Annotated in this window: 23 protein-coding genes and 1 pseudogene; 17 read left to right on the top strand and 7 right to left on the bottom strand. The window is 72.7% G+C overall.

From position 1 onward, the window contains the following. Nucleotides 1–61: 61 nt before the first annotated feature. The 3 genes and pseudogenes from AC3IYI_RS03775 to dhaK all read right to left on the bottom strand — a co-directional run bounded on the left by AC3IYI_RS03775 (nucleotide 62) and on the right by dhaK (nucleotide 2,348). Nucleotides 62–412: a PTS-dependent dihydroxyacetone kinase phosphotransferase subunit DhaM gene (locus AC3IYI_RS03775; protein ID WP_489411870.1), complete on the bottom strand. Its 351-nt coding sequence runs from the start codon at nucleotides 410–412 to the stop codon at nucleotides 62–64. A gap of 159 nt (nucleotides 413–571) precedes the next feature. Then, nucleotides 572–1,219: pseudogene (gene dhaL / locus AC3IYI_RS03770) on the bottom strand (dihydroxyacetone kinase subunit DhaL); the annotation flags it as partial. Nucleotides 1,220–1,328: 109 nt separating this feature from the next. After that, nucleotides 1,329–2,348: a dihydroxyacetone kinase subunit DhaK gene (dhaK, locus tag AC3IYI_RS03765; protein ID WP_489408849.1), complete on the bottom strand. Its 1,020-nt coding sequence runs from the start codon at nucleotides 2,346–2,348 to the stop codon at nucleotides 1,329–1,331. Between the two features lie 301 nt (nucleotides 2,349–2,649). On the opposite strand from dhaK, the gene AC3IYI_RS03760 reads away from it, so the two are divergent. Beyond that, nucleotides 2,650–3,762: a glycerol dehydrogenase gene (locus AC3IYI_RS03760; RefSeq protein ID WP_489408848.1), complete on the top strand. Its 1,113-nt coding sequence runs from the start codon at nucleotides 2,650–2,652 to the stop codon at nucleotides 3,760–3,762. Between the two features lie 121 nt (nucleotides 3,763–3,883). Here the strand turns inward: AC3IYI_RS03760 and AC3IYI_RS03755 are convergent, their stop codons facing one another. Beyond that, complete coding sequence (locus AC3IYI_RS03755) at nucleotides 3,884–6,286, bottom strand: SpoIIE family protein phosphatase (protein WP_489408847.1); 2,403 nt, start codon at nucleotides 6,284–6,286, stop codon at nucleotides 3,884–3,886. 162 nt (nucleotides 6,287–6,448) lie between these two features. On the opposite strand from AC3IYI_RS03755, the gene AC3IYI_RS03750 reads away from it, so the two are divergent. The 5 genes from AC3IYI_RS03750 to AC3IYI_RS03730 all read left to right on the top strand — a co-directional run bounded on the left by AC3IYI_RS03750 (nucleotide 6,449) and on the right by AC3IYI_RS03730 (nucleotide 8,486). Further along, complete coding sequence (locus tag AC3IYI_RS03750) at nucleotides 6,449–6,859, top strand: methylglyoxal synthase (RefSeq protein WP_489408846.1); 411 nt, start codon at nucleotides 6,449–6,451, stop codon at nucleotides 6,857–6,859. Between the two features lie 154 nt (nucleotides 6,860–7,013). Further along, entirely contained in the window at nucleotides 7,014–7,223 is a 210-nt protein-coding gene (locus AC3IYI_RS03745) for a FeoA family protein (RefSeq protein WP_489408845.1), read from the top strand. Between the two features lie 10 nt (nucleotides 7,224–7,233). Then, on the top strand, nucleotides 7,234–7,584 hold the full coding sequence (locus tag AC3IYI_RS03740; RefSeq protein WP_489408844.1) for a FeoB small GTPase domain-containing protein: 351 nt from the start codon (nucleotides 7,234–7,236) through the stop codon (nucleotides 7,582–7,584). Next, entirely contained in the window at nucleotides 7,545–8,126 is a 582-nt protein-coding gene (locus AC3IYI_RS03735) for a nucleoside recognition domain-containing protein (RefSeq protein WP_489411869.1), read from the top strand. The genes AC3IYI_RS03740 and AC3IYI_RS03735 overlap by 40 nt, the downstream gene beginning before the upstream one ends. Nucleotides 8,127–8,189: 63 nt before the next feature. Then, the gene (locus tag AC3IYI_RS03730; protein WP_489408843.1) at nucleotides 8,190–8,486 is read left to right on the top strand and encodes a helix-turn-helix domain-containing protein; all 297 of its coding nucleotides are present in this window, start codon (nucleotides 8,190–8,192) and stop codon (nucleotides 8,484–8,486) included. Nucleotides 8,487–8,502: 16 nt separating this feature from the next. Here AC3IYI_RS03730 and AC3IYI_RS03725 read toward each other — a convergent pair whose 3' ends face one another. Next, the gene (locus AC3IYI_RS03725; RefSeq protein ID WP_489408842.1) at nucleotides 8,503–9,009 is read right to left on the bottom strand and encodes a hypothetical protein; all 507 of its coding nucleotides are present in this window, start codon (nucleotides 9,007–9,009) and stop codon (nucleotides 8,503–8,505) included. 254 nt (nucleotides 9,010–9,263) lie between these two features. Between AC3IYI_RS03725 and AC3IYI_RS03720 the strand changes: the two genes are divergently transcribed. Together AC3IYI_RS03720 and AC3IYI_RS03715 are read left to right on the top strand one after the other, a co-directional pair. Beyond that, nucleotides 9,264–9,980 carry a class I SAM-dependent methyltransferase gene (locus AC3IYI_RS03720; RefSeq protein ID WP_489408841.1) on the top strand — a complete coding sequence of 239 codons (717 nt, stop codon included), beginning with the start codon at nucleotides 9,264–9,266 and terminating at the stop codon, nucleotides 9,978–9,980. A 118-nt stretch (nucleotides 9,981–10,098) separates the two neighbouring features. Further along, nucleotides 10,099–10,695: a fascin domain-containing protein gene (locus AC3IYI_RS03715; RefSeq protein WP_489408840.1), complete on the top strand. Its 597-nt coding sequence runs from the start codon at nucleotides 10,099–10,101 to the stop codon at nucleotides 10,693–10,695. Nucleotides 10,696–10,893: 198 nt separating this feature from the next. On the opposite strand, the gene AC3IYI_RS03710 is transcribed toward AC3IYI_RS03715, so the two are convergent. Next, nucleotides 10,894–11,805 carry an alpha/beta hydrolase fold domain-containing protein gene (locus AC3IYI_RS03710; protein ID WP_489408839.1) on the bottom strand — a complete coding sequence of 304 codons (912 nt, stop codon included), beginning with the start codon at nucleotides 11,803–11,805 and terminating at the stop codon, nucleotides 10,894–10,896. 206 nt (nucleotides 11,806–12,011) lie between these two features. Between AC3IYI_RS03710 and tdh the strand changes: the two genes are divergently transcribed. The 6 genes from tdh to AC3IYI_RS03680 all read left to right on the top strand — a co-directional run bounded on the left by tdh (nucleotide 12,012) and on the right by AC3IYI_RS03680 (nucleotide 18,286). Beyond that, nucleotides 12,012–13,043, top strand: a complete 1,032-nt coding sequence (tdh, locus tag AC3IYI_RS03705; protein WP_489408838.1) for an L-threonine 3-dehydrogenase — start codon at nucleotides 12,012–12,014, stop codon at nucleotides 13,041–13,043. A 154-nt stretch (nucleotides 13,044–13,197) separates the two neighbouring features. After that, the gene (locus tag AC3IYI_RS03700; RefSeq protein ID WP_489408837.1) at nucleotides 13,198–14,406 is read left to right on the top strand and encodes a glycine C-acetyltransferase; all 1,209 of its coding nucleotides are present in this window, start codon (nucleotides 13,198–13,200) and stop codon (nucleotides 14,404–14,406) included. Between the two features lie 208 nt (nucleotides 14,407–14,614). Beyond that, nucleotides 14,615–15,529: a LysR family transcriptional regulator gene (locus AC3IYI_RS03695; RefSeq protein WP_243340858.1), complete on the top strand. Its 915-nt coding sequence runs from the start codon at nucleotides 14,615–14,617 to the stop codon at nucleotides 15,527–15,529. 267 nt (nucleotides 15,530–15,796) lie between these two features. Beyond that, complete coding sequence (locus AC3IYI_RS03690; RefSeq protein ID WP_489408836.1) at nucleotides 15,797–16,174, top strand: hypothetical protein; 378 nt, start codon at nucleotides 15,797–15,799, stop codon at nucleotides 16,172–16,174. Nucleotides 16,175–16,682: 508 nt separating this feature from the next. Continuing rightward, on the top strand, nucleotides 16,683–17,459 hold the full coding sequence (locus AC3IYI_RS03685) for a helix-turn-helix domain-containing protein (protein WP_489408835.1): 777 nt from the start codon (nucleotides 16,683–16,685) through the stop codon (nucleotides 17,457–17,459). Continuing rightward, nucleotides 17,456–18,286 (top strand): helix-turn-helix domain-containing protein, encoded by an 831-nt coding sequence (locus AC3IYI_RS03680; protein ID WP_489408834.1) that lies wholly within the window; start codon nucleotides 17,456–17,458, stop codon nucleotides 18,284–18,286. The genes AC3IYI_RS03685 and AC3IYI_RS03680 overlap by 4 nt, the downstream gene beginning before the upstream one ends. A 70-nt stretch (nucleotides 18,287–18,356) precedes the next feature. Here the strand turns inward: AC3IYI_RS03680 and AC3IYI_RS03675 are convergent, their stop codons facing one another. Then, nucleotides 18,357–19,136: a DeoR/GlpR family DNA-binding transcription regulator gene (locus AC3IYI_RS03675; RefSeq protein WP_489408833.1), complete on the bottom strand. Its 780-nt coding sequence runs from the start codon at nucleotides 19,134–19,136 to the stop codon at nucleotides 18,357–18,359. A 243-nt stretch (nucleotides 19,137–19,379) separates the two neighbouring features. On the opposite strand from AC3IYI_RS03675, the gene AC3IYI_RS03670 reads away from it, so the two are divergent. The 3 genes from AC3IYI_RS03670 to AC3IYI_RS03660 all read left to right on the top strand — a co-directional run bounded on the left by AC3IYI_RS03670 (nucleotide 19,380) and on the right by AC3IYI_RS03660 (nucleotide 22,464). After that, nucleotides 19,380–20,282 (top strand): SIS domain-containing protein, encoded by a 903-nt coding sequence (locus AC3IYI_RS03670; RefSeq protein WP_489408832.1) that lies wholly within the window; start codon nucleotides 19,380–19,382, stop codon nucleotides 20,280–20,282. Beyond that, nucleotides 20,279–21,115, top strand: a complete 837-nt coding sequence (locus tag AC3IYI_RS03665) for a class II fructose-bisphosphate aldolase (protein WP_489408831.1) — start codon at nucleotides 20,279–20,281, stop codon at nucleotides 21,113–21,115. The genes AC3IYI_RS03670 and AC3IYI_RS03665 overlap by 4 nt, the downstream gene beginning before the upstream one ends. Nucleotides 21,116–21,273: 158 nt before the next feature. Continuing rightward, on the top strand, nucleotides 21,274–22,464 hold the full coding sequence (locus AC3IYI_RS03660) for an acyl-CoA dehydrogenase family protein (protein ID WP_489408830.1): 1,191 nt from the start codon (nucleotides 21,274–21,276) through the stop codon (nucleotides 22,462–22,464). Nucleotides 22,465–22,483: the final 19 nt, after the last annotated feature.

Here is a 22,483-nt window from a genome sequence, read left to right as displayed (position 1 = left end):
CCCTCAACCACCGCATCAGCGATTCCCAGGTCTCCCAGCCCACCGGCACGTGGCGTCCGGGTCAGCGCTTGCGGTAGCCGCGCGCGTCCTCGGCGGCGGCCAGGACGGCATCGAGGTCGCCGCCGATGGCCGAGGTCAGCGTGATGGCCACGGCGCCCTCCAGGAACGGCGCGTCCACGATCCGTGCGCCGTCGGGCAGTTGCGAGGGCGCCTCGCCGAGCAGGGCGTTCACCGTCAGCACCGCACTGCCCATGTCACACAGCACGGCCACGCCCCGGCCCTCGTCCACCGACCGGGCGGCGGCCGTGATCAGCTCCGCGCTGGTGCCGATCCCGCCGTCGGGGGTGCCGCCCGCCACCGCCAGCGGAGCCGGCTCGAGCGAGCCGAGCAGCGCGCCCGCCAGTGCGGCCACGGACTCCGCGACCGCCTTGCTGTGCGAGACGAGCACCACGCCGACACGGCCGGTACGGGTCTTCGGCTCCTGCTCCTGTGCCGGCTCCTGCTCTTGCGCCTGCTTCTGCGCCGGAGCCTCGGCAGCGGCCGGCTCGTCGGTGACGAGCTCGGCCTCGGGTGCGTCGACCGCGGCGCGCAGCGCCTCCATGAGCAGGGCCACGGAGTTGGCCCCGGCGTCCTGGTGGCCGATGCTGCGCTCGCCGAGGTAACTGGCCCGGCCCTTGCGGGCTTCGAGCGGCTCGGTGGCGTCGGCGCCCGCGCGGGCCGCCCGTACGGCCTCGTCCAGGGCCTCGCGCAGCGGCCGGTCCGCCTCGGCGGCTTCGGCCAGCGCCGTCACCGCGGGAGCCAGGGCGTCCACCAGGGTGGCGTCGCCGAGCTCGGCGCCGCCCAGTTTCTGCACCGACTTCAGCCCGGCCCCGAGTGCGGCCCCCAGCTCCGCCACGGTCGGCGCCCCGGCGTCGCCGAGCACCTTGCCCGTGCGGCGCAGGGCAGTGCCGAACAGCGGGCCGGAGGCACCGCCCACGGTGTTCGTCAGGGTGGTGCCGGCCAGCGTCAGCAGCGCCCCCGGGGTGGCGGGCCGGTGCTCGGCCACGGCCGCGCCGACGGCGCCGAAGCCCCGTACGAGATTGGCCCCGTGGTCCCCGTCGCCGATGACCGCGTCCAGCTCGGTGAGGCGCGCGCTGTCCCGCCGTACGAGCCGGTTGGTCTCGGTGATCCAGCGGCGGAAGCAGGCGGTGTCCAACGTCGTGTCCGACGCCGTGTCCAGCGCGGGGGCCTGGGCGGCGGGCGGGGTCGTGGAGGTCGTCGGGGTGGCGGGCGTGGCGGTCATGGAGAGGGGCTCCTGGAGAGTGTCGGGAGGGGGAGAGCGGGCGGGGTCAGCAGCCCCAGCGCAGGGACGGGGTGTTCACCGGTGCGTCCCAGAGGCGCAGCAGCTCCTCGTCGGCGCGGCACAGGGTGAGGGTGCAGCCGGCCATGTCCAGGCTGGTGACGTAGTTCCCGACGAGGGAGCGGGCCACGGTGATCCCGCGCTCGCCGAGCACCCGCTCGACCTCCGCGCGCATGATGTACAGCTCCACGGGCGGGGTCCCGCCCAGGCCGTTGACGAGGAGGATGACGGGGGCGCCGGCCGCCTCCGGGAGGTCGTCGAGGATGGCGTCGAGCATCGCCTCGGCCGTCTCGGCGGCCGTCATGATCTTCCGGCGCTCGCGGCCGGGTTCGCCGTGGATGCCGATGCCCAGCTCGATCTCGTCCTCGCCGAGCGTGAAGTTGGGGCTGCCCTTGGCGGGGGTGGTGCAGGAGGTCAGGGCGACGCCGTAACTGCGCGCGTTCGCATTGACCTTGCGGGCGACCGCGGCCACCTCGGCGAGCGCAGCGCCCTCCTCGGCGAGCGCGCCCGCGATCTTCTCCACGAACAGGGTGGCGCCGGTGCCGCGGCGGCCCGGTCCGTGCTCGGTCCGGGCCACGGCCACGTCGTCGTCCACGACGACTTGCTCGACCTTGACGCCCTCGTCCTCGCAGTCCTCCGCCGCCATCGTGAAGTTGAGGATGTCGCCCGTGTAGTTCTTCACGATGTGCAGGACGCCCGCACCCGCGTCGACCGCGCAGGTGGCGGCCGCGATGTTGTCCGGGACCGGGGAGGTGAACACCGGGCCGGCCACGGCTGCCGCCAGCATGCCGCGCCCGACGAACCCGGCGTGCAGCGGCTCGTGCCCGCTGCCGCCGCCCGACAGCAGCGCGACCTTCCCGGCCGGCTCCCCGGCTGGCTCCCCGGCCGCTTCGGCGGCCCGCGTGACGATGCCCTTCTCCGCCTCGACGCAGAGCCCCGGGTGAGCGGCGGCCATTCCGCGCAGTGCGTCGGCGACGACACTCTCGGGGGAATTGATGAGCTTCTTCACGGGGGCCTCTTTCCTGGAAAGGGGAACGCGGAACGGGGAACTCGGCACGCCGGTCCGGGGTGGAAAGTGGAATTGCGGGACGGTATGAAGCCGGCGCCGTCGCCGATCCGCCACCGCTTCCGGGGCACTTGGCTGGAACTTTACTCTGGTGAACCTGCGGAACAGCTCGGGTCCTTGGTCCCGGATCGGGGCGCGGAAGGGCCCGTTCGCAAGGGGGACCGTGCATATCTCGGACGCAGCCGGAATCCGTGATAGGGATGAATAAGCAAGCGCAAATGAATTCGCAATGAGGAGGATTCGCGTGAAGACCGTCGGTACGCGCATGATGATCAGCCCGCCCAAGTACGTGCAGGGCGCCGGTGCGATGAACGACCTGGGCGAGCACACGGCCCGCCTCGGGACGAACGCCGTGGTCCTCGCGGACGGGGGCGTCTGGGGCTTCGTGGACACGGCCGTCACCGCTTCCCTTTCCGGAGCCGGGGTCAAGCTGACCAAGGAGGTCTTCGGCGGGCTCTGCACCCAGAAGGAGATCGACCGGGTCGCCGCGGCCGCCCAGGCCGCCGGCGCGGACGTCATCATCGGCATCGGCGGCGGCACCGCCATCGACACCGCGAAGGCCGTGGGCCACGCGCTCGGCGACATCGCCGTGGTGTCCGCGCCCACGGTGGCCTCCACCGACGCACCGACCAGCGCGCTCGCCGTGATCTACACCGAGGGCGGCGCCTTCGAGCGCTACTCCTTCTTCCAGCGCAACCCCAACCTGGTGCTCGTCGACACCGCGCTCGTCGCGGGTGCGCCGAGCCGTTTCATCGTCTCCGGCATGGGCGACGCGCTCGCCACCTGGTACGAAGCCCGGGTCTGCGTCGCCGCCAACCGGGTCGCCATGGCCGGCGGGCTCGCCACCGAGGCCTCCCTCGCGCTCGCCCGGCTGTGCTGGGAGACCCTCATGGAGTACGGCCCCCAGGCCCGGCTGGCCGCCGAGGCGCACGTGGTCACCCCGGCCCTGGAGAAGGTCACCGAGGCCAACACGCTGCTCTCCGGCCTCGGTTTCGAGTCCTGCGGCCTCGCCGCCGCGCACGGCATCCACAACGGGCTGACCGTCTCGCACAAGGTGCACGGCATGATGCACGGCGAGAAGGTCAACATCGGCACCCTCGCCCAGCTGGTCCTGGAAGGCGCCCCGACCGACGAGCTGGACACCTACCTGCGCTTCAGCCGCGCCGTCGGCCTGCCGACCACCCTCGCCGAGATCGGCCTCGGCGACCCGGACCGCGAAGAGCTCCTCGCCATCGGGCGCGCGGCCACCGCGGAGGGCGAGACCACGCACAACATGCCCTTCCCGGTGACCCCGGAGATGGTCGCCGACGCCCTGATCGCGGGCGACTCGTACGCCCGCGCCTACGCCAAGAGGTAGCGGCAGCGGGCAGGGCGCGGGCGGCTCGTGGGCAGCCCGCGTCCTACGGGGGCGTCCTACGCGGACGTCCTACGGGGGCGTCCTACGCGGACGTCCTACGCGGACGTCCTACGGGGTCGCCCTACGGGGCTCCGCCGCGCGGGCCGTCCCCCGCGCGGCGGGCCTCGTCGGGGTCGGCCCGGTCCGGGGCCGCCCGGTCCGAGTCCGCCCGGTCCGGGGTGACCACCTCCGGGGCGGACGTGCGGGACGCCAGGAGCAGGGCGATGTCGTCCGGCCGGTCGGTGGAATGCCCCGCCTCGGAGACCAGCCGGTCCGCCGTCTCGGTCAGCGGACCGGGACCGGCGGCCGCCAGCGCGGCCCGCAGCCGTTCCACTCCCACGTCGATGTCCGTGCCCGGGATCTCCACCAGCCCGTCGGTGTACAGGGCGAGCACCGCCCCCGGCTCGATCCGCAGCCGGGTCACCGGATACACGGCCCCGGCGTCGATGCCGAGGACCATCCCGCCCGGCAGGTCCAGCACCTCCGTCCGGCCGCCCGGATGCCGCAGCAGCGGCTGGGGGTGCCCGGCCCGGACGGCGAGGGCGAGGCCGGACCCCGGGTCGAGCAGGATGTAGCAACAGCTGGCGAACTGGCCCGGGTCGAGGTCGATGAGCAGCTCGTTCGTGCCGCGCATCACCTGCTCCGGTGTATTGCCGCCGAGCGTGAAAGCCCGTACGGCGCTGCGTAGTTGGCCCATCGTGGCCGCGGCCGCCACCCCGTGCCCCTGGACGTCTCCGATGACCAGGGCGAGCCGCCCGCCGCCCGCCTCGATGACGTCGTACCAGTCGCCGCCGACGTCCATCCCGGCGGTGCCTGGCAGGTACCGCGCCACCGTCGCCACGTGCTCGCGGACCGGCAGCCGGTGCGGGAGCAGCGCCGCCTGGAGCCCGCGGGCCAGCGCCGACTCGCTGTCGTAGCGGCGGGCACGCTCCAGCGCCTGCGCGATCAGCCCGGCCAGCGCCGTGAGCACCGTACGCTCCTCCGGACTGAACCCGCGCGGGGCGTCGAAGCCGAGGATGCACGAGCCGACCGGTCGGCCCGAGGCGATCAGGGGGAGGAAGGCCCGGGCGCCGACATGGGCGTCCAGCTCGATCCCCGGGTAGGCGGCGGCGAGGTGCTGCATCGACTCGAAGAACAGCGGGCGGCCCGAGGTGAGGGTCTCCACGCCGGGCAGCCGGACGTCCAGCGCCACCCCGTCGAACCGGTCGAGGAACCCCTGCGGGAAACCGGTCTCCCACGCCAGGTGCAGATGCCCCTCCCCGAGCAGGTAGATCGCCAACTGCCGTCCGCCGAAGGCAGGGAGCAGCTCGTCGGTGACCACCATCGACACCTGGCGGGCCGTCACCGCCTCGGTCAGTGCGATCGCCAGCGCCACCGGCCGGTACAGGGCCGAAGCCCGGTCGGCGGGCGAACCAAGGCCCGGCGACCCGAGCCCGGCGCCGGGCCGCATCACCGACTCGGGCGCGTACGTGGGTGGTTCGGCTTCGGCGATGGTGACGGTGATCCCGTCGATCCCGGGATGCAGGCCCACCGACAGCCACTGCGGGGAGGGTTCGGGTCCGCGCCGGCTGGCTTGGAAGTGCACCGGGGCGGGGGCGAGGAACACGGCCCGGAAGTGGTCCTCGTAGGTGGGGTGTCCGAGCCAGGGCAGCGCCTCCCAGAGCATCCGCCCGGAGAGTTCCGCCCCGTGGGAGCCGAGCAGGGTCGTGGCGGCGGAGCGGGCACGGGAGTTGGTGAAGCCGATCACGCCCTGCCGGTCCACGGACAGGACGGCCAGGTCGAGCCGGTCCACGGCGGCGCGGGCGCCGGCACCGGGAAAGTCCGCGGGGCTGCCGGCCACGCGGCTGACCGGGGGTTCGCCCGCAGCACGGTCTGCAGCATGATCCGCCGCACCGCCCGCCGGGGCCTGCACCGGGGCCGGTACCGGGGCCCGCACCGGGGCTGCCGCCGGGCCCGGACCGGGCAGGCACACCGGGTCACCCTCCCAGGTCACCGTGGCCCCGCTCGCGGAGAGCGCGGCCAGCTCCCCGGCCAGCCTGGCGGCGACCGCGCGCAGCCGCTTCCGGTCGCCGGGCCCGACGGGGACCCCGGGGGTCGCGGGGCGCAGCACCACGAGGACTCCGTAGCGCTCGCGGCCGCGGGTCACGGGCTCGTAGAGCGAGCCGAAGGGGAAGGGCAGCCCGGCCATCAGCTGGGGGAAGCGCCGCATCGCCGATTCCGCGTCGGGCAGGTGTACGGACTGGCCGGACCGGTAGGCCTCGGCGACGGGGTACGGGCGGTTCACGTGCATCCGCCACCAGGGGCGGAACAGCGGGCCCGGGATCCCGGTCAGGGCCGCCATCAGCAGCAGCCCCTCGGTGTCGGAGCGCAGGTAGACCCCGCCCGCGTACCCGCCGGCGGCCCCCACGGCATCGAGAGCGGCCCGCGCGAGCGCCTGGGCCGTGGCGTCGGTGACGGGGCCGCCGGTGTCTGGTCTCGCCGTCACCCCTTCAGAATGCGCCCGGGCCGGTGCTTCCGCACACCCCGCGGAGCCCTCCCCGCCGGCATCCCCGCTCCCATTTCGTCCGATTACCGGATGTGTGGCGCTGCCATTCGGAATTCCGTGCCCTGAATGGCGGAAGGGATCTTGCCGGGTTAGCGTCGGCTGATGATCGCTCTCGTGGCACATGACCAGAGGAAGAACGACCTACTGAATTGGGTGCGGCGCAATCACCGTGCAGTGACCCGGCACGGACTGGTGGGGACCAGTTCCACCGCACGGCTGCTCAGATCAGAACTCGGCTTGCAGATCAGGTCGGTTGAGTCCGGACCGCACGGCGGGGACCAGCAGATCGGCTCGATGGTCATTTCCGGCGACGTCACCTCGCTCGTATTCTTTTGGGACCCCCTGTGGGCCGCCCCGCACGTTCACGACGTACTCGCCCTCGTACGCATTGCAGTGCTCCGCAATATCCCCGTCGCGTTGAATCCGGCCAGCGCGGAGGCCATGTCCGAGGACGGATTCTCCTTCGACGGCCGGTCCGTCCACCCGGTCGCGGCAGGCGCCGTAGCGAGCTAGCCGGCAGCTCGGCCGATCGCCAGCTCGCCAGCTCGGCCGATGGCCGGGCGGGACCGGTGGGCTGAAAGTCCCTGCTGATCAGGGTCTTCGCCCGGCCGCCACCCCTCCTCGAACTGCTTAGGTTTGCCTTAGTGGATTCGAACAAGGAGGTCCGGTGCCGTCGCTCAACGTCAGCCGTCCAGGGACGACCGTACGCATCATGGGGATCGACCCCGGTCAGGCCGGCGGGAGCCGGCGCCGGCTGCTGGAGTTCGGCTTCGTGCCGGGCGCGGACGTCACCGTGATCGCCCGGGGCGCCACCGGAGGCTCGTCGGGCTCGGGGACACCCGGGTCGCGCTGGACACCCGGACCGCTGGCCGGCTGAGGTGCGCCGGATGAGCTGCCACGCCGCCGGGGCCGCTGCGAGCGCCACGGCGGAGCGGCGGACCGGTATGCCGTTCGTCGCCCTCGTCGGCAATCCCAACGTCGGCAAGTCGACCCTCTTCAACGCGCTCACCGGAGCCCATCAGTGCCTCGGCAACTGGCCGGGCAAGACCGTCTCCGTCGCCCAGGGCGACTGGCGCACCGCGGGCGGCCGCCCGCTGCGCGTCGCCGACCTGCCCGGCTCCTACAGCCTGCTGCCCGATTCCCCGGACGAGGCGCTGGTGCGCGACCTGCTGACCGCGCCGCCGGGGGAGCGGCCCGACTGGAACTGCCCCCGTACCGGCTGCCCACCCTGCGGGTAACCGGCGCTCAGGTCTGGCAGAAGCTCGCCGCGTTCCTGCGCACCGCCGGCGGCATCATCGTGGCGGCCGCGGCCGCCGTCTGGCTCCTCATGGCGATCCCGGCCGCGGCCGGCCACGGAGGCTTCGGCACGGTCGACGTCGAGCAGAGCGTGTTCGGTACGGTCACACGCGCCACGGCGCCCCTCGTTGACCCGGCCGGCTTCGGCGACTGGCACGCCACGGCCGCGCTCGGCACCGGCCTGATCGCCAAGGAGGGCGTGATCTCCACCCTCGCCCAGACCTACTCGGCCGAGGAGGACGGCGACCCCAAGCTCACCGCGAGCCTGCACGCCACCTTCGAGGCATCCTCCGGCGGGCACCAGCGGGCGGCCGCGCTCGCCTTCCTGGTCTTCATCCTCGCCTACACCCCCTGCTTCGCCACCCTGGCCGCGCAGCGGGCAGAGATCGGCACCCGGCTGACCGTCATCGGCTTCGGCATCCAGTTGGCGGCGGCCTGGCTGCTCGCCGTGGGCGTCTTCCAGATCGCGAGGCTGGTGTGGTGAGCGGGACCGACGCAGACACCGGACACCGGACACACGGGGGACACCGGGGGCACCGGTCCCGGCATGTTGCGCCGCCTGCTGCGCGCCTTCGAGGAGGCGGCCCCCGGCGAGGGCCTCGCGCAGATCGCCGACCGGCTGGGCATCGACCGGGCCGAGGCGGGGAACCTCGCCGCGTACTGGGTCCGCAAGGGCCGGCTGCGCCGCGAGGAGATCGGCGGCCGCGACTGCCGAGGCTGCCTGGCCGCCACCCGCGCTTGCACGGCGTGCCCCGGCGGCACCGCGCCGCCCGCTCCCACCCGGCCGGTACTGGTCGCGCTGACCCCCGTACGCCCCTCACGGTCGGGGGCCCCGCACACCTAGTGCCGGCACGTTCCTGTCACCGTGTCCGGTGATGGCGCTTCGCGTACGACCAGGTCACCGCGGTCAGCAGGGCCGGTATGGCCAGCAGCGGGGCAAAGACCAAGCCCCACACGGTCTGTGCCGTACCGCTCGACAGGTACGTATGGCTTTCGACGGTGAAGAGGACCACGAGTTGCGAAAGCGCCCCCAGGACCAGGATCCCCGAGGCGGTCCAGGCCAGGGGGGTGAGGACCCTGGGGCTCACCGGCCGCCACCGGTCGCTGACCAGCAGCAACGGTAAGAAGGCAGCCAGTTCGGCAAGGACGGACAGCCCGACGACGTAGGCGATGCCCCAGCCCGGGATGTCGAAGACCTCGCGCAGCACCTGGTCGCTGTAGCCCACGTAGACGCCGGATGCCATGGCGATGCGCCACAGGCCGGACGGGACGGCGCACAGCGCGATGGCGTGGGCGGCGCGGCGAGCCCAGACGGGCGCGGGGGCAGGTGCGGGGAGAGGAGCGGTCGCTGTCGTCATGCGGCCCATGCTGGCCCCGGAGGGGGCGGCCGCGCTTCATCCGTGACGGCGGACCGTATCCGCCCTGCGGACGAGGGCGAACCCGCCGAGGGAGGACCTGAGGAGGGGGCCATGGCCGCACGCGCCGGTGTCGCCGGATGTCTCACGGGCACAAGGGCGCAGCCCCGTCCGACGTACGGACTGATCCGAACGCCTCCCCCGTCCGGGGGAGGTACGGGGCGGGGACCGACGGCCACCGCCCAGGGGCGGGCAGGCTTGCGGACATGCGACAGCAGTACGACACGTCAACGCCCCCGCCGGCCTTCTCGGTCGCCGACGCCTTCACCCTGAGTACGGCCCTGGACGCCCTCGGCGGCGTCCGTGGCCTCGACGCCCTCGACCTGGCCTGCGGACACGGCAGCACCACCCGGCTGCTGGCGAGCGGCGGGGCCCGCCGGACGGTGGGGGTCGACAGCTGCCCCGAGCGCATCCGCCGGGCCCGGGAGACCGGTGCGGACCTCGCGCACGCCGTCGAGTACGTCGTCGCGGACGCGGCGGCCGGCATGCCGGCCCTGGGGCCGTTCGACCTGGCCACCGCCGTGTACCTGTTCAACCAGGCCCACGACCGGACAGCGCTGCACGCCATGTTCCGCGCCGTACGCGCCAACCTGCGCCCCGGCGGTCGGCTCCTGGCCATCGTGCCGAACCCGGGGGCCTTTCCCTACGCGGACTGGGAGCCGTACGGGATCAGCGTCGTCGAGCGGTCTCCCGGCGGGGACGCCCCGCTGCTGCGGGCGCGCCTGGAGACCGACCCGCCGGTCCCGTTCGAATGCCGCGAATGGGCCCACGCGGACTTCGCGGAGGCCGCCGCCGACGCCGGCTTCGCCACCGTGACCTGGCAGCCGACCCGGACTCCGCCCGCGTGCGCGGCCCGGGACGAGTCCTACTGGGCCCGCTACCGCACGGCTCCCGTCGGCTCCCTGATGAACTGCGTGGCCTGAGCCGCGGGCCGACCCTTCGGCCCAGCCCGAAACGTTGGACGTCGCCGGCACGCAGCTTCCAAGCTCGTGTCACTCGCCGGATGGCTGAGCCCATCCTTGACGGAAGGACGTCCCCGTCGTGAAGCTCTGGAAGACACTCCTCATCGGCTTACTCACCACCGTTCCGCTCACCCTGACCGGAGCGGCATCGGCCGGCACGGCCCCGGCCGGCGCCGCGCCGGCCGATCCCGCTCGCCGGGCAGCCACGGCGGCGCTGAGTGCGGCTCAGCCCCTCGAAACGGTGGACTGCTACGACAACATCACCATCAGGGGAGCGAACGGCCAGTTCGTCTCCGCCGAACTCGGGTACGCGGGAGCACGCTACGGCGAGCTGCGGGCCCGCGGCACGGCGATCGGCCCCTGGGAGCTGTTCGGCCTCTGCCGGAGCCGGGACACCGGACATACGGTCCTGTGGTCGGAGGCCAACGGCCGCATCGTCTCGGCGGAACTCGGTTACAGCGGGTCCGACTACGCGGAACTGCGTGCGCGCGCCACGGAGGTAGGTCCGTGGGAGGAGTTCTACACGTCCACCGCACCCGGTCAGGGGGACACGGCCTTCTGGTCTTACGCCAACGAGGGCTTCGTCTCCGCCGAACTCGGATACACCGGCGACGGCTACGCCAAGCTGCGAGCCCGCTCGTCGACCGCCGGTGCCTGGGAAACCTTCCGCTGGTAGTTCGCCCGCTTCACCCGAGCCGGTGGAGCTGAAGGGCCCGCGCCGGCGTGTCCGGCCCTACTCCGCGCCCCGACCCGCCCCCATGGGTCGGGGCCCGGTCCTTTTCTCGGGCCCCGAGGGTCTCACCGGGACGGTCATCGGACGGGACGGGACTGGACGGGGTGAGGGGGCCCGACGCCCCGCCCGGCGCACCGCGGCTCAGGACTCCGCCGCCGCCGCGCGGACCAGTTCCACGATCCGGTCGCGGGCCGCCCTGCCCTCCGGGACCGGCAGCAGCGGGTAGACGTGCGGCAGCCCCGGCTCCTCGATGAACTCCACCTCGGCGCCGGCCGCCCGCGCCCGGTTCAGCAGCTCGCGGCTGTCGGTCGTCAGAACGTCCCGGGTGCCCGTGAACACCGTCAGCGGTGCCAGCCCCGCGAACGACCCGTGCAGCGGGCTCACCCGGGGATCGTCGGCCGCCAGGTTGCCCGCGTACAGCCGCCCGGCCTCCCGCAGGCCGGGGCGGGCCAGCATCGGGTCGCCCGCCTCGATGGCCGCCTGGTCGGGGTGGCTCATGGACACGTCCAGCCAGGGCGAGATCAGCACGATCCGGGACGGCTGCGCCCCGTTGCGGTCGCGCAGCCGCTGCGCCGCGGCCAGCGCCAGGCCGGCGCCCGCCGAATCCCCGAGGAGCACCGTGCCGCCCGCGCCCCCGCTCGCGATCAGGCCGCTGAGCAGATCGGCGGCGACCGGGACGGTCCGGTCGGCGGTTCCGCGCGGGGCCAGTATGTAGGCCGGTACGACGACCCGGGCCTGCGCCTGCGCGACCAGGGTCCGGATCAGCGACCAGTGCGGCCGGACCAGTTCGTTGATGTACCCGCCGCCGTGCACGTACAGCACCCGGGCGGCCGGTTCCGCGCCGAGAGGCGAGACCTCGTACACCGGCCAGGCCCCGACGAAGGTCCGCGAGACCTCCGCCACCCGGCCCAGCGAACGCGGGGGAAGGTGCGACGCCGGGCGCCGCATCGATTCCGCCACCCGGGTACGGACCGCCTCCGCGCTCCCGAACCGTCTTCGCCGTCCCGCCGCGATCAGCGCGACCGAAAGCGCCCTGCTGCGCAGACTCGGCACGCCCCTCACCTCCCCATTCCCGGCCCGGACCACTCCCCGGCCCCTGCCCGTCATCCCAGGAGCATAGGCGTGAAGCTGGGCTGTGGACCCGCTTAAGAAATCCTCGATGGACTGATCACCCGCAGGTCGGCAGATTGGTGCCGTCAGAACGCTGCCCGGCCCGCACGCCCCGTAGCGCTTCCTTCCGCATGCCTGGAGCCACCCCCATGAAGGCACTCGTCAAGCACAAGGCCGAGCCCGGGCTGTGGCTGATGGACGTTCCCGAGCCCGAGTACGGCCCCGGCGACGTGCTGATCAAGGTGCTGCGCACCGGCATCTGCGGGACGGACCTGCACATCCGCTCCTGGGACGGCTGGGCGCAGGGCGCCGTCAAGACCCCCCTCGTGCTCGGCCACGAGTTCGTCGGCGAGGTCGCCGCGATCGGTGCGGGCGTGACCGAGATCGAGATCGGCGCGCTGGTCAGCGGCGAGGGCCACCTGGTGTGCGGGAAGTGCCGCAACTGCCTGGCCGGGCGCCGGCACCTGTGCCGCAGCACGATCGGGCTCGGCGTGGGACGCGACGGCGCCTTCGCCGAGTACGTGGTGCTGCCCGCGCAGAACGTGTGGGTGCACCGGACGAAGGTCGACCTGGACGTCGCGGCGATCTTCGACCCGTTCGGCAACGCCGTGCACACCGCGCTCTCCTTCCCGCTGGTCGGCGAGGACGTACTGATCACCGGCGCGGGCCCGATCGGGATCATGGCGGCGGCCGTGGCCCGGCACGCGGGAGCGCGCAACGTGGTCATCACCGACGTCAGCCCGGAGCGTCTGGAGATCGCCCGCAAGGCCGGCGCCACCCTCGCGCTCGACGTTTCGAAGGCGACCATCGCCGACGCGCAGGCCCAGCTCGGCCTGCGCGAGGGCTTCGACATCGGCCTGGAGATGTCCGGCCGCGGCGAGGCCATGCGCGACATGATCGACAACATGACGCACGGCGGCCGGATCGCCATGCTCGGCCTGCCGGCGCAGGAGTTCGCCGTCGACTGGGCCAAGGTCGTCACCTCGATGATCACGATCAAGGGCATCTACGGACGCGAGATGTTCGAAACCTGGTACGCGATGACCGTGCTGCTGGAGGGCGGGCTCGACCTCAGCCCCGTCATCACCGGCCGGTACGCCTACGGGGACTTCGAGGCCGCGTTCGACGAGGCCGCGACCGCGCGCAGCGGCAAGATCATTTTGGACTGGACCCAGGCGTAGCGATCCGGGCCCAGCGATCCGGGCCCAGCAGCCCGGGTCTAGCGGCCCGGGCGTCCAGCCCCCACAGACCATTTCCCTCCGGCCGGGCCCCGCCCCCCTCCGCGGGGCCCGGCCCCCCTCCGTCCGCCGCACCAGGAGAAAGAGAGCACCGCACATGTTCGAGACCGTCCGCGCGGACCTCCGTACGACCCTCGACGAGATCCGCGCCGCGGGTCTGCACAAGCCCGAGCGCGTCATCGGCACCCCGCAGAACGCCGCCGTCGCCGTGACCTCGGGCGGCGCCCCCGGTGAGGTCCTCAACTTCTGCGCCAACAACTACCTCGGCCTCGCCGACCACCCCGAGGTGGTCACCGCGGCGAAGGAGGCCCTGGACCGCTGGGGCTACGGCATGGCCTCCGTGCGCTTCATCTGCGGTACGCAGGAGGTGCACAAGGAGCTGGAGGCTCGGCTCTCCGCCTTCCTCGGCCAGGAGGACACGATCCTCTACTCCTCCTGCTTCGACGCCAACGGCGGAGTCTTCGAGACCATCCTCGGCCCCGAGGACGCGGTGATCTCCGACGCCCTGAACCACGCCTCGATCATCGACGGCATCCGCCTCTCGAAGGCCCGGCGCTTCCGCTACGCCAACCGCGACATGGCGGAGCTGGAGACCAGGCTCAAGGAGGCCACCGAGGGCGGTGCCCGCCGCAAGCTGATCGTCACCGACGGCGTGTTCTCCATGGACGGCTACGTCGCCCCGCTCGCCGAGATCTGCGACCTCGCGGAGCGCTACGACGCCATGGTCATGGTCGACGACTCGCACGCCGTCGGCTTCGTCGGCCCCGGCGGCCGCGGCACCCCCGAACTGCACGGGGTCATGGACCGCGTGGACATCATCACCGGCACCCTCGGCAAGGCGCTGGGCGGAGCCTCCGGCGGCTACGTCGCGGCACGCACCGAGATCGTCGAGCTGCTGCGCCAGCGCTCGCGCCCGTACCTCTTCTCCAACTCCCTCGCCCCGGTCATCGCGGCGGCCTCCCTCAAGGTCCTCGACCTGCTGGAGTCGGCCGACGACCTGCGCGAGCGGCTCGCCGCCAACACCGCGCTCTTCCGCACGAAGATGACCGAGGCCGGCTTCGAGATCCTGCCCGGTGACCACGCCATCGCCCCCGTGATGATCGGCGACGCGGCGGAGGCGGCCAGGATGGCGGAACTCCTGCTGGAGCGCGGCGTCTACGTGATCGGCTTCTCCTACCCGGTGGTGCCGATGGGTGCTGCGCGGATCCGCGTCCAGCTCTCGGCCGCGCACTCGACGGCCGACGTGGAACGCGCGATCGCGGCGTTCATCGACGCGCGGGCGGCCCTGGCGGGCGCCGAGTCCTGAGCCTGGGCCGGCCCCCGTTCGCCGGGTGCGGCGCCGTTGCCGGGGGCCGGCCCCCGGACCCCCCTCCTCAAACGCCGGAGGGGCTGGATTTGGCCGGCGTTCGAGGCGCGAGGGCTGGGGCGGAGCCCCAGGGGCCTGGGCGGAGCGCCGCCGCCCCTGGACTTCGGGTGCGGCCCGCACGGGCCCCGCGGCCTGCGAGAATGGCAGCGTGATCGACCCCCGGCGGCTGCGCATCCTGCGGGCCGTGGCGGACCACCGTACGGTGACCGCCGCGGCCGCGGCGCTGTACCTCACCCCCTCCGCTGTGTCCCAGCAGCTCGCGGCGCTGGAGCAGGAGACGGGGCACGCCCTGCTGACCCGCAGCGGCCGGGGCGTACGCCTCACCGCGGCCGGCGAGATCCTGCTCGGGCACGCCCACGAGGTCCTGGCGCAGCTCGAGCGGGCCGAAGCCGAACTCGCCGCCTACGCGGGCGGGTCGGCGGGCTCCGTCACCGTGGCGGCCTTCGCCACCGGGATCGCCGAGGTACTGGCCCCGGCCATCGCCCGGCTCGCCGTGGACCACCCGGGGATCCGGCTGCGCGTACGCGACGCGGAGGGCGACCAGAGCCTGCCGCTGCTGCTCGACGGCGAGGCTGACCTGGCCCTGGCCGTGGAGTACCGGGGCGCCCCCGGCGCCGACGACGGCCGGCTGTCCGTGCTCCCGCTGTACGCGGAACCCTTCGACGCGGTGCTGCCCGCCGGCCATCCCCTCGGTGATCTGCCCGAGGTGCCGCTGGCCGGTCTCTCGGACGCCGACTGGGTGGGCCAGTACCCCGGCAACCCCTGCCACGACGTCATGCAGCTCGCCTGCGAACTCGCGGGCTTCCAGCCCCGGCTGGTGCACTCCTCCGACGACTTCCGCGCCGTGGTCGCGCTGGTCGGCGCCGGCGCCGGGGTCGCCCTGGTGCCCCGTTCCGCCCTGCGCGGCATGGAGCTCAAGGAGGTCCAGGTCCGCCCGGTGACCGGCCCGGCGGCGACCCGGCGGGTCTTCGCGGCCACCCGGCGCGGCGCCGAGACGCATCCGCTGATCGCCCCGGTCCTGGCAGCCCTCGCCCGCGAGGCGGGGCGGCTCCCGGCGCACTGACGGATACGAGCACTCAACCTGGCGGGCATGCGGGTGGTGAATTGCTATTATCCGGCGGCCGAATTACATTCGGCCATAATTATCAATCGGACAACGGGTTGTATTGTATGGAATTCCCCGGCGGATATTTTCCGAGAGTTGTCGATATGGGCGAGAATGAAGGATTGAGTATCGGGCCGGAAATGCTCTGAGGGGGTGGGCTGTGGCATGTCAGGATTGTTTCGATCGCAAGGGGCGATTGATTGACAGTCCGAGTTCGGGGGATTTATGAAACTCCTGTCACATCGCGGCCGGGTCCGTGTCGGCATGCTGGTCACGGCCACCGCGGGCACTCTGGTCATGGGTCTGGCCAGCCCGGCCTCCGCGGCTATCGGGGTCCCGGGAGACCGGTACGGGGTCTACTTCGAGGCCAACGGCGACAAGCTCCAGGCCTGCGACAACAACCCCGACGGATGGGGCGTCTACGGCGAGCTGTGGGTGAACGGGGTCTTCAACCGTTCGGTCACCACGCAGGGCCACGCGTCTCCGTACTGCACCCCGTGGAAGACGGGCGACATCCAGGAGCCGGCCAACGTCGAGGTAAAGGCGTGGCTGCGCAAGGGCACCGACTGGGTATGGATCGGAAATGCGTACGGCCAGGCGTGATGAGGTCGGTATTCGACCCTGAGTGACGCCAATGTGGCGGCCCGGCCTCCAGAGTGAGGCCGGGCCACTTTCATTCCCCCGTGATTTCCCCTGTGATTTCCCCCGCTTGTTCCCCCGTGCCTTGGGTGATTCCCCTGTGATCACCCAAGGCTCCCCCGATTCGGTTACCCCTGGTCGTTCAGGTCAGGGGCACCTCCCATCACATGCCGGCGCGCGGCCTGCCCCGGGTGGTTGCTCACGAAGGTGCATGTGCTGCTCCCCCCTGTTGTCGACCGGGCATCCGGCCCGTGTTCGCAGTGACTCTCCTGCGCCAACCTCGGCGGCGTCCAGCGCGCTCGGCGAACGGGGTCAACGTGGGACGTCCCACGCCCTGACCTGCTGGGACGTTCCGCGCCGGGACGCTCTCGTGGGACGATGGGAGCGAAAAGGATCACGTCAAGCCGCGCGAAACGCTGAAAGCCCGGAGCCCGGGGCCGATGCTTGAGCCCGGACCGAGGGGGACGAACAAGTGGCGCGTTGGAAGGAACTGCCCGCCGTACTCGACGGGCGGGAGCAGCGGCTCATCGCAGAGCTGCGGCGACTGAAGGACCACAGCGGGCTGAGCCTGGCCGCGCTCGCGGCGAAGACCGGCTACAGCCGTTCGTCGTGGGAGCGGTACCTCAACGGGAAGCAGCCGGTGCCCCGCGAGGCCGTCGAGGAGCTCGCGGCGGTGTGCGGGGCGGAGCCCACGCGCCTGGTGGTGCTGCACGACGTAGCCGTACAGGCGCGGCGGGACACCGCCGGCCGGACGGCCGCCGCAGTGCTGGAGGGCGGGCAGCCGGAGGAGGATCGGGACGGCGTCGCGGAGGGGCCGGCGCCGGCGCTGGTCGTTCGTACGGTCTCCCTGCGCGGCTTCGTCGCGGGGATCGTCGCCTCCGTGGTCCTGGCCTTCACCGCCGGACTGCTGACCGGTGGTGTGTGGGCCGACGACGAGAAGGCGGCCGCGGACACCGGGAAGTCCGGCTACCTGCGGGGAGTGGCGTACGAGTGCGACATCGGTCGCCGGGACGGAGATCTCCGCGCGGGGCACAGCACCAACCGGGAGATCCTGCTCGACATCAACAGCACCGGTTTCGACGTCGTCGAGGTCCAGTGCCTGCTGCGCGAGCACGGCTTCGACCCGGGCACCACGGACGGCCTGTACGGCCAGACCACCAAGGACGCCGCGACGCGGTTCCAGGCGGCGCGCGGACTGGTCGCCGACGGCATCGTCGGACCGAAGACCTGGGGAGAGCTGCGCGAGTGACGACACCCGCGGAGGGTGGGCAGCTCGCCGCAGAGATGCGGGGGCTGCGGGAGCGCACGGGCCTGAGTCTCGCGGCCCTCGCCCGGCACACTCCCTACAGCAAGTCCTCGTGGGAGCGGTACCTCAATGGCAAGCAGCCCGCGCCCCGGCAGGCCGTCGAGGCGCTGTGCGCGGTCGCGCGCGAGCGGCCGACCCGGCTGCTGGCCCTGTGGGAGCTTGCCGACGCCGCCTGGAGCGACCGGGGCCGGCCGGCCGCGGAGGTACCCGACGCCGAACCTGACGCCCAACCTGTTGCCCGACCTGATACCCGGCCTGATGCCGAGCCAGCCGCTCCGGTCCGGCGGTGGGTGGCCGTGGCCGTCGGCGCGCTGTCCGTCGCCATGCTCGCGACGGCCGCGGCACTGCTGCCCCGCGGGGCCGGGCCGGGGGCGGACCCGGCCGATCCGGCGGCGGAGAAGCCCATCCGCAATCCCGGATGTCTGGCGGCTAGCTGTGCCGGCAAGGACCCGCTGAGCATGGGGTGCGGGGGAGCGGGCATGGTGACCACGGCGCTGACTGGCACGGCCCCGGGTGGTCGCCAACTGGAGCTGCGCCACGGAGAGTTGTGCCAGGCGGTGTGGGTGCGGGCCTCGGGCCTGAAGGACGGGGACCACGTCGAGCTGTCGGTGCCGGACGGTCCGCCACCCCAGGAGCTCAGGGTGACCGGCCGGGACGTCGGCAAGTACGTGGCTACCCCGATGGCGCCGGCGGTGGAGGGGCCGGCCGGCGCCCGGTTCTGTGTGACGCCGGGCAGTCCGGCGGAGGGCGGCCGGGTCTGTTTCGGCTGACCCGGCCACCACCCCTGTGCCGGGATCCCGGCCTGTCGGCCGCCCACCCCGGGAGGACCTGGCCGTGTGCTCAGGCGCGGATGACCTCCACGCCCGCCGCCTCGAAGGCCTCGGCCACCGACGGGGACAGCCCGGTGTCGGTCACCAGCACGTCCACGGCGTCGGTCGAGACGATGCGGGCGAAGGCGCGGACGCCCAGCTTGCTGGAGTCGGCCGCGATCACCACGCGGCGGGCGCGCTCGCAGAGCAGCCGGTTCATGGCGGCCTCGTCCTCGTGGCGGGTGGCGGCCCCGTCGGCCGGGTCGAAGGCGTCGACGCCGACGACGGCGGTGTCCACGGTGAGCTGCCCGAGCACCTCCATGGCGAGCGGCCCGGTGAGCTCGTAGGACTGGGGCCGGGCCACGCCGCCGGTGAGCACGATCTTGAACTGCGGTCTGATGACCAGTTCACCCGCGATGTTCAGCGCGTTGGTGACCACGGTGAGGGCGGGGGAGCCGGTGGCGAGGTCGGGGCGGGCGGCCAGTGCACGCGCCACCTCGGTGGTCGTGGTGCCGCCGGTCAGGCCGATCACCTCGCCGGGGACGATCAGCGCCGCGACGGTCTCGCTGATGCGGCTCTTCTCGGCGGCCCGGCGCGAGGTGCGGTAGCGCAGCGGGAGTTCGTAGGAGACCCCGTGCAGGACCGCTCCGCCGCGCGTGCGGACCAGCAGCTGCTGCTCGGCGAGCTGGTCGAGGTCGCGCCGGATGGTGGCGGCGGACACGCCGAGGGCCTCGGCGGCGGGCTCGACTTCCAGCTCGCCCCGCTCCACCAGCAGGTCCAGCAGTGTCTGCCAGCGTTCCTTGCGGGTCATCGGCCGCCCTTTCGGTCTCGTCTTCGATCGTGGCTTCGATCGCGCCGTCGATCGCGTCGTCGATCGCGTCTTCGGTCGTGCTCGCGGTAGTCGATTCGCCGTTCGCTTCGGCGCTCTCGCTTGGCCTATGCGTCGAGATTAACGCAGGGGATCATCCCTGAGATGCTTGAAGTTGCGTGAAAGAGCCCACTATCTTGCAGGAACACGCATTCAGGGGTGCACGCACCGCGCTAGGGAGCCGCCATGAGCCATGTCGCGTACGAGTTGGGCACGCAGCCCGCATGCTGGGAGCGGGCCGCCGAACTGGCCCCGGAACACCGGGCGGTGCTGCCGCGGCCGGGGGAGCGTACCGCGATCGTCGGATGCGGGACCTCGTACTACATGGCCCAGGCCGCCGCCGTGTTGCGCGAGGAGGCCGGACAGGGCGAAACCGACGCCTTCCCCGCCTCGGAGTTCCCCCGCCACCGGCGCTACGACCGGGTCGTCGCGCTGACCCGGTCCGGGACCACCACCGAGGTCCTCGACCTGCTGGCCGGACTGCGGGACGCGGGCGTGCCCACCACCGCCGTCATCGGGGACCCCGCCACCCCCGTCATCACCCTCGCCGACGAGCTCGTCGTACTCGACTTCGCCGACGAGCGGTCCGTCGTCCAGACCCGCTTCGCCACCACCGCCCTCACCCTGCTGCGCGCCCACGTCGGCCTGCACAGCCCGTCCGTCGTCGCCGACGGGCGAGCCGCACTGGCCGACCCGCTCCCCGCGGAGCTGGAGACCCGGGGCCAGTTCACCTTCCTCGGGCGCGGATGGAGCGTCGGACTCGCCAACGAGGCCGCGCTGAAGATGCGCGAAGCCGCCCTGGCCTGGGCCGAGTCCTACCCGGCCATGGAGTACCGGCACGGCCCCATCAGCGTCTCGGCGCCCGGCACCGCCACCTGGTCGCTCGGCGATGCGCCCGAAGGGCTCGCCGAACAGGTCCGGGGGACCGGAGCCCAGTGGGTGGCCGGGCACCTCGACCCGCTCGCCGAGCTGGTCCGCGTACACCGTCTGGCCGTCGCCGTCGCCGCCCACCAGGGGCTGGACCCGGACGCGCCGCGCAATCTGACCCGGTCCGTCATCCTCACCACGGGCGAGGAGGCCGTCCGATGAGCCTGGTCTCCGCCGGCACGCTCGTCCTGGAGGCCGCAGCCCGGGGCCGCGCCGTCGCCGCCTTCAACATCATCACGCTGGAACACGCCGAAGCGGTCGTCGCGGGCGCCGAATCGGCCGGACTGCCGGTGGTCCTCCAGCTCAGCGAGAACGCCGTCAAGTTCCGGGGCGGAGCGCTGCTGCCGATCAGCCGCGCCGCCGTAGCCATCGCCGAGGCCGCCGGGGTCCCGGTCGGACTGCACCTGGACCACGTCAAGAGCTCCGAACTGCTGCGGCAGGCCGTGGACGCCGGATTCAGCTCGGTCATGTTCGACGCCGCGCACCTCTCCTATGCCGAGAACCTGGAGGCCACCCGCTCCGCCGCCGACTGGGCCCACGTCAACGGGCTCTGGATCGAAGCCGAACTGGGCGAGGTCGGCGGGAAGAACGGGGCCGCGCCACTGGATCCGCACGCACCCGGCGCACGTACCGACCCGGACGAGGCGCGGCGGTTCGTCGCCGACTCCGGGGTCGACGCACTGGCCGTCGCCATCGGCAGCAGCCACGCCATGACCAGCCGGACCGCAGCCCTGGACCACGTGCTGCTCGGCCGCCTCGCCAAGACGGTCGACGTGCCGCTGGTGCTGCACGGTTCCTCCGGTCTGCCGGACGCGGAACTCGCCGCGGCCGTCGCCGGCGGCATCCGCAAGGTCAACATCGGCACCGCGCTCAACGTGGCGATGACCCAAGCCATCCGCACCCATCTGACCCCCGCCGATCCCCGCCCGTACTTGACCGCCGCGCGGGAGGCGATGACGGCGACGGCCGCCGCCATGATCAGCGCCCTGAACTGACGGGAACGGGTACCCGGGGGACTGGACGGGCGGAAACGGTGTGGTGGCCCGCTGACTGCCCGCCGGCCCTTCCGGATTCTTGGAACAGGTTCTAGTCTGCCCCCGCGGCGGCGGCGGACGGCCGCGCGACCTTGAGCCACGAGAGACCCGGAGGGGCCGTGCACCTCGAATACACGCCTGAGCAGCAGCGGTTGCGCACCGAGCTGCGCGCCTACTTCGCCGAACTGATTCCGGAGGACGTCCACGCCCGGTACGAGGACCCGGCCGAGCAGAAGCGCTTCTACCGGGAGACCATCCGCCGGCTCGGCGCCGACGGCTGGCTCGGGGTCGGCTGGCCCAAGGAGTACGGCGGGCGCGGGATGTCGCCCATGGACCAGTTCATCTTCTTCGACGAGGCCGCACAGGCCGTCGTACCGCTGCCGCTGATGGCCCTCAACACCGTCGGGCCGACCATCATGCAGTTCGGCACCGACGAGCAGAAGGCGTACTTCCTGCCCAAGATCCTCGCGGGCGAGATCGACTTCGCCATCGGCTACAGCGAGCCCGACGCCGGCACCGACCTCGCCGCCCTCAAGTGCAAGGCCGTCCGCGAGGGCGACGAGGAGACCGGCACCTACGTCGTCGACGGGCAGAAGATCTGGACCACCAACGGAGACACCGCCGACTGGGTCTGGCTCGCCGTCCGCACCGACCCGGACGCCCCCGCCCACAAGGGCATCACCATGCTCCTCGTGCCGACCTCAGACCCCGGATACTCCTGCACCCTCATCAACACCCTCGCCTCGCACGACACCACCGCCAGCTACTACGAGAACATCCGAGTTCCCGCGAGCCGCCGCGTCGGCCAGGAGAACAAGGGCTGGCGACTGATCACCAACCAGCTCAACCACGAGCGCGTCACCCTCGCCGCCCACGGCACCATGGCCATCCGCGCCCTGCACGACGTCCAGCGCTGGGCCGCCGAGACCAAGCTCGCCGACGGCCGCCGCGTCATCGACCTCTCCTGGGTCCGCGGCCGCCTCGCCCGCACGCACGCCCGCCTCGACGCGATGAAACTGCTGAACTGGCAGATGGTCAACGCCGTCCAGGACGGCGTCCTCACCCCGCAGGACGCCTCCGCCGTCAAGGTCTACGGCTCCGAGGCGCGCAGGGACGCGTACGCCTGGCTGATGGAGGTCGTCGGCGCGGCCGGCTCCCTGAAGGACGGCTCCGCGGGCGCGGTCCTGCACGGCGAACTGGAACGCGGCTACCGCAGCGCCGTCATCTTCACCTTCGGCGGCGGCAACAACGAGATCCAGCGCGAGATCATCTCGTGGATCGGCCTCGGCATGCCGAGGGTGCGCCGCTGAACCCCTGTCCGCAAGGCGA

This window comes from Streptomyces sp. GL_148 (assembly GCF_057834205.1).
This window is presented reverse-complemented; position numbering and strand designations above follow the sequence as displayed.

What these genes read in the sequence shown, in the direction of transcription:
- AC3IYI_RS03750 (WP_489408846.1), top strand. Translation starts at nt 6,449, where the DNA reads ATGATCGCTCTCGTGGCACATGACCAGAGGAAGAACGACCTACTGAAT.
- AC3IYI_RS03740 (WP_489408844.1), top strand. Translation starts at nt 7,234, where the DNA reads ATGAGCTGCCACGCCGCCGGGGCCGCTGCGAGCGCCACGGCGGAGCGG.
- AC3IYI_RS03730 (WP_489408843.1), top strand. Translation starts at nt 8,190, where the DNA reads ATGTTGCGCCGCCTGCTGCGCGCCTTCGAGGAGGCGGCCCCCGGCGAG.
- AC3IYI_RS03725 (WP_489408842.1), bottom strand. Translation starts at nt 9,009, where the DNA reads ATGGGCCGCATGACGACAGCGACCGCTCCTCTCCCCGCACCTGCCCCC.
- AC3IYI_RS03720 (WP_489408841.1), top strand. Translation starts at nt 9,264, where the DNA reads ATGCGACAGCAGTACGACACGTCAACGCCCCCGCCGGCCTTCTCGGTC.
- tdh (WP_489408838.1), top strand. Translation starts at nt 12,012, where the DNA reads ATGAAGGCACTCGTCAAGCACAAGGCCGAGCCCGGGCTGTGGCTGATG.
- AC3IYI_RS03700 (WP_489408837.1), top strand. Translation starts at nt 13,198, where the DNA reads ATGTTCGAGACCGTCCGCGCGGACCTCCGTACGACCCTCGACGAGATC.
- AC3IYI_RS03690 (WP_489408836.1), top strand. Translation starts at nt 15,797, where the DNA reads ATGAAACTCCTGTCACATCGCGGCCGGGTCCGTGTCGGCATGCTGGTC.
- AC3IYI_RS03675 (WP_489408833.1), bottom strand. Translation starts at nt 19,136, where the DNA reads ATGACCCGCAAGGAACGCTGGCAGACACTGCTGGACCTGCTGGTGGAG.
- AC3IYI_RS03670 (WP_489408832.1), top strand. Translation starts at nt 19,380, where the DNA reads ATGAGCCATGTCGCGTACGAGTTGGGCACGCAGCCCGCATGCTGGGAG.
- AC3IYI_RS03665 (WP_489408831.1), top strand. Translation starts at nt 20,279, where the DNA reads ATGAGCCTGGTCTCCGCCGGCACGCTCGTCCTGGAGGCCGCAGCCCGG.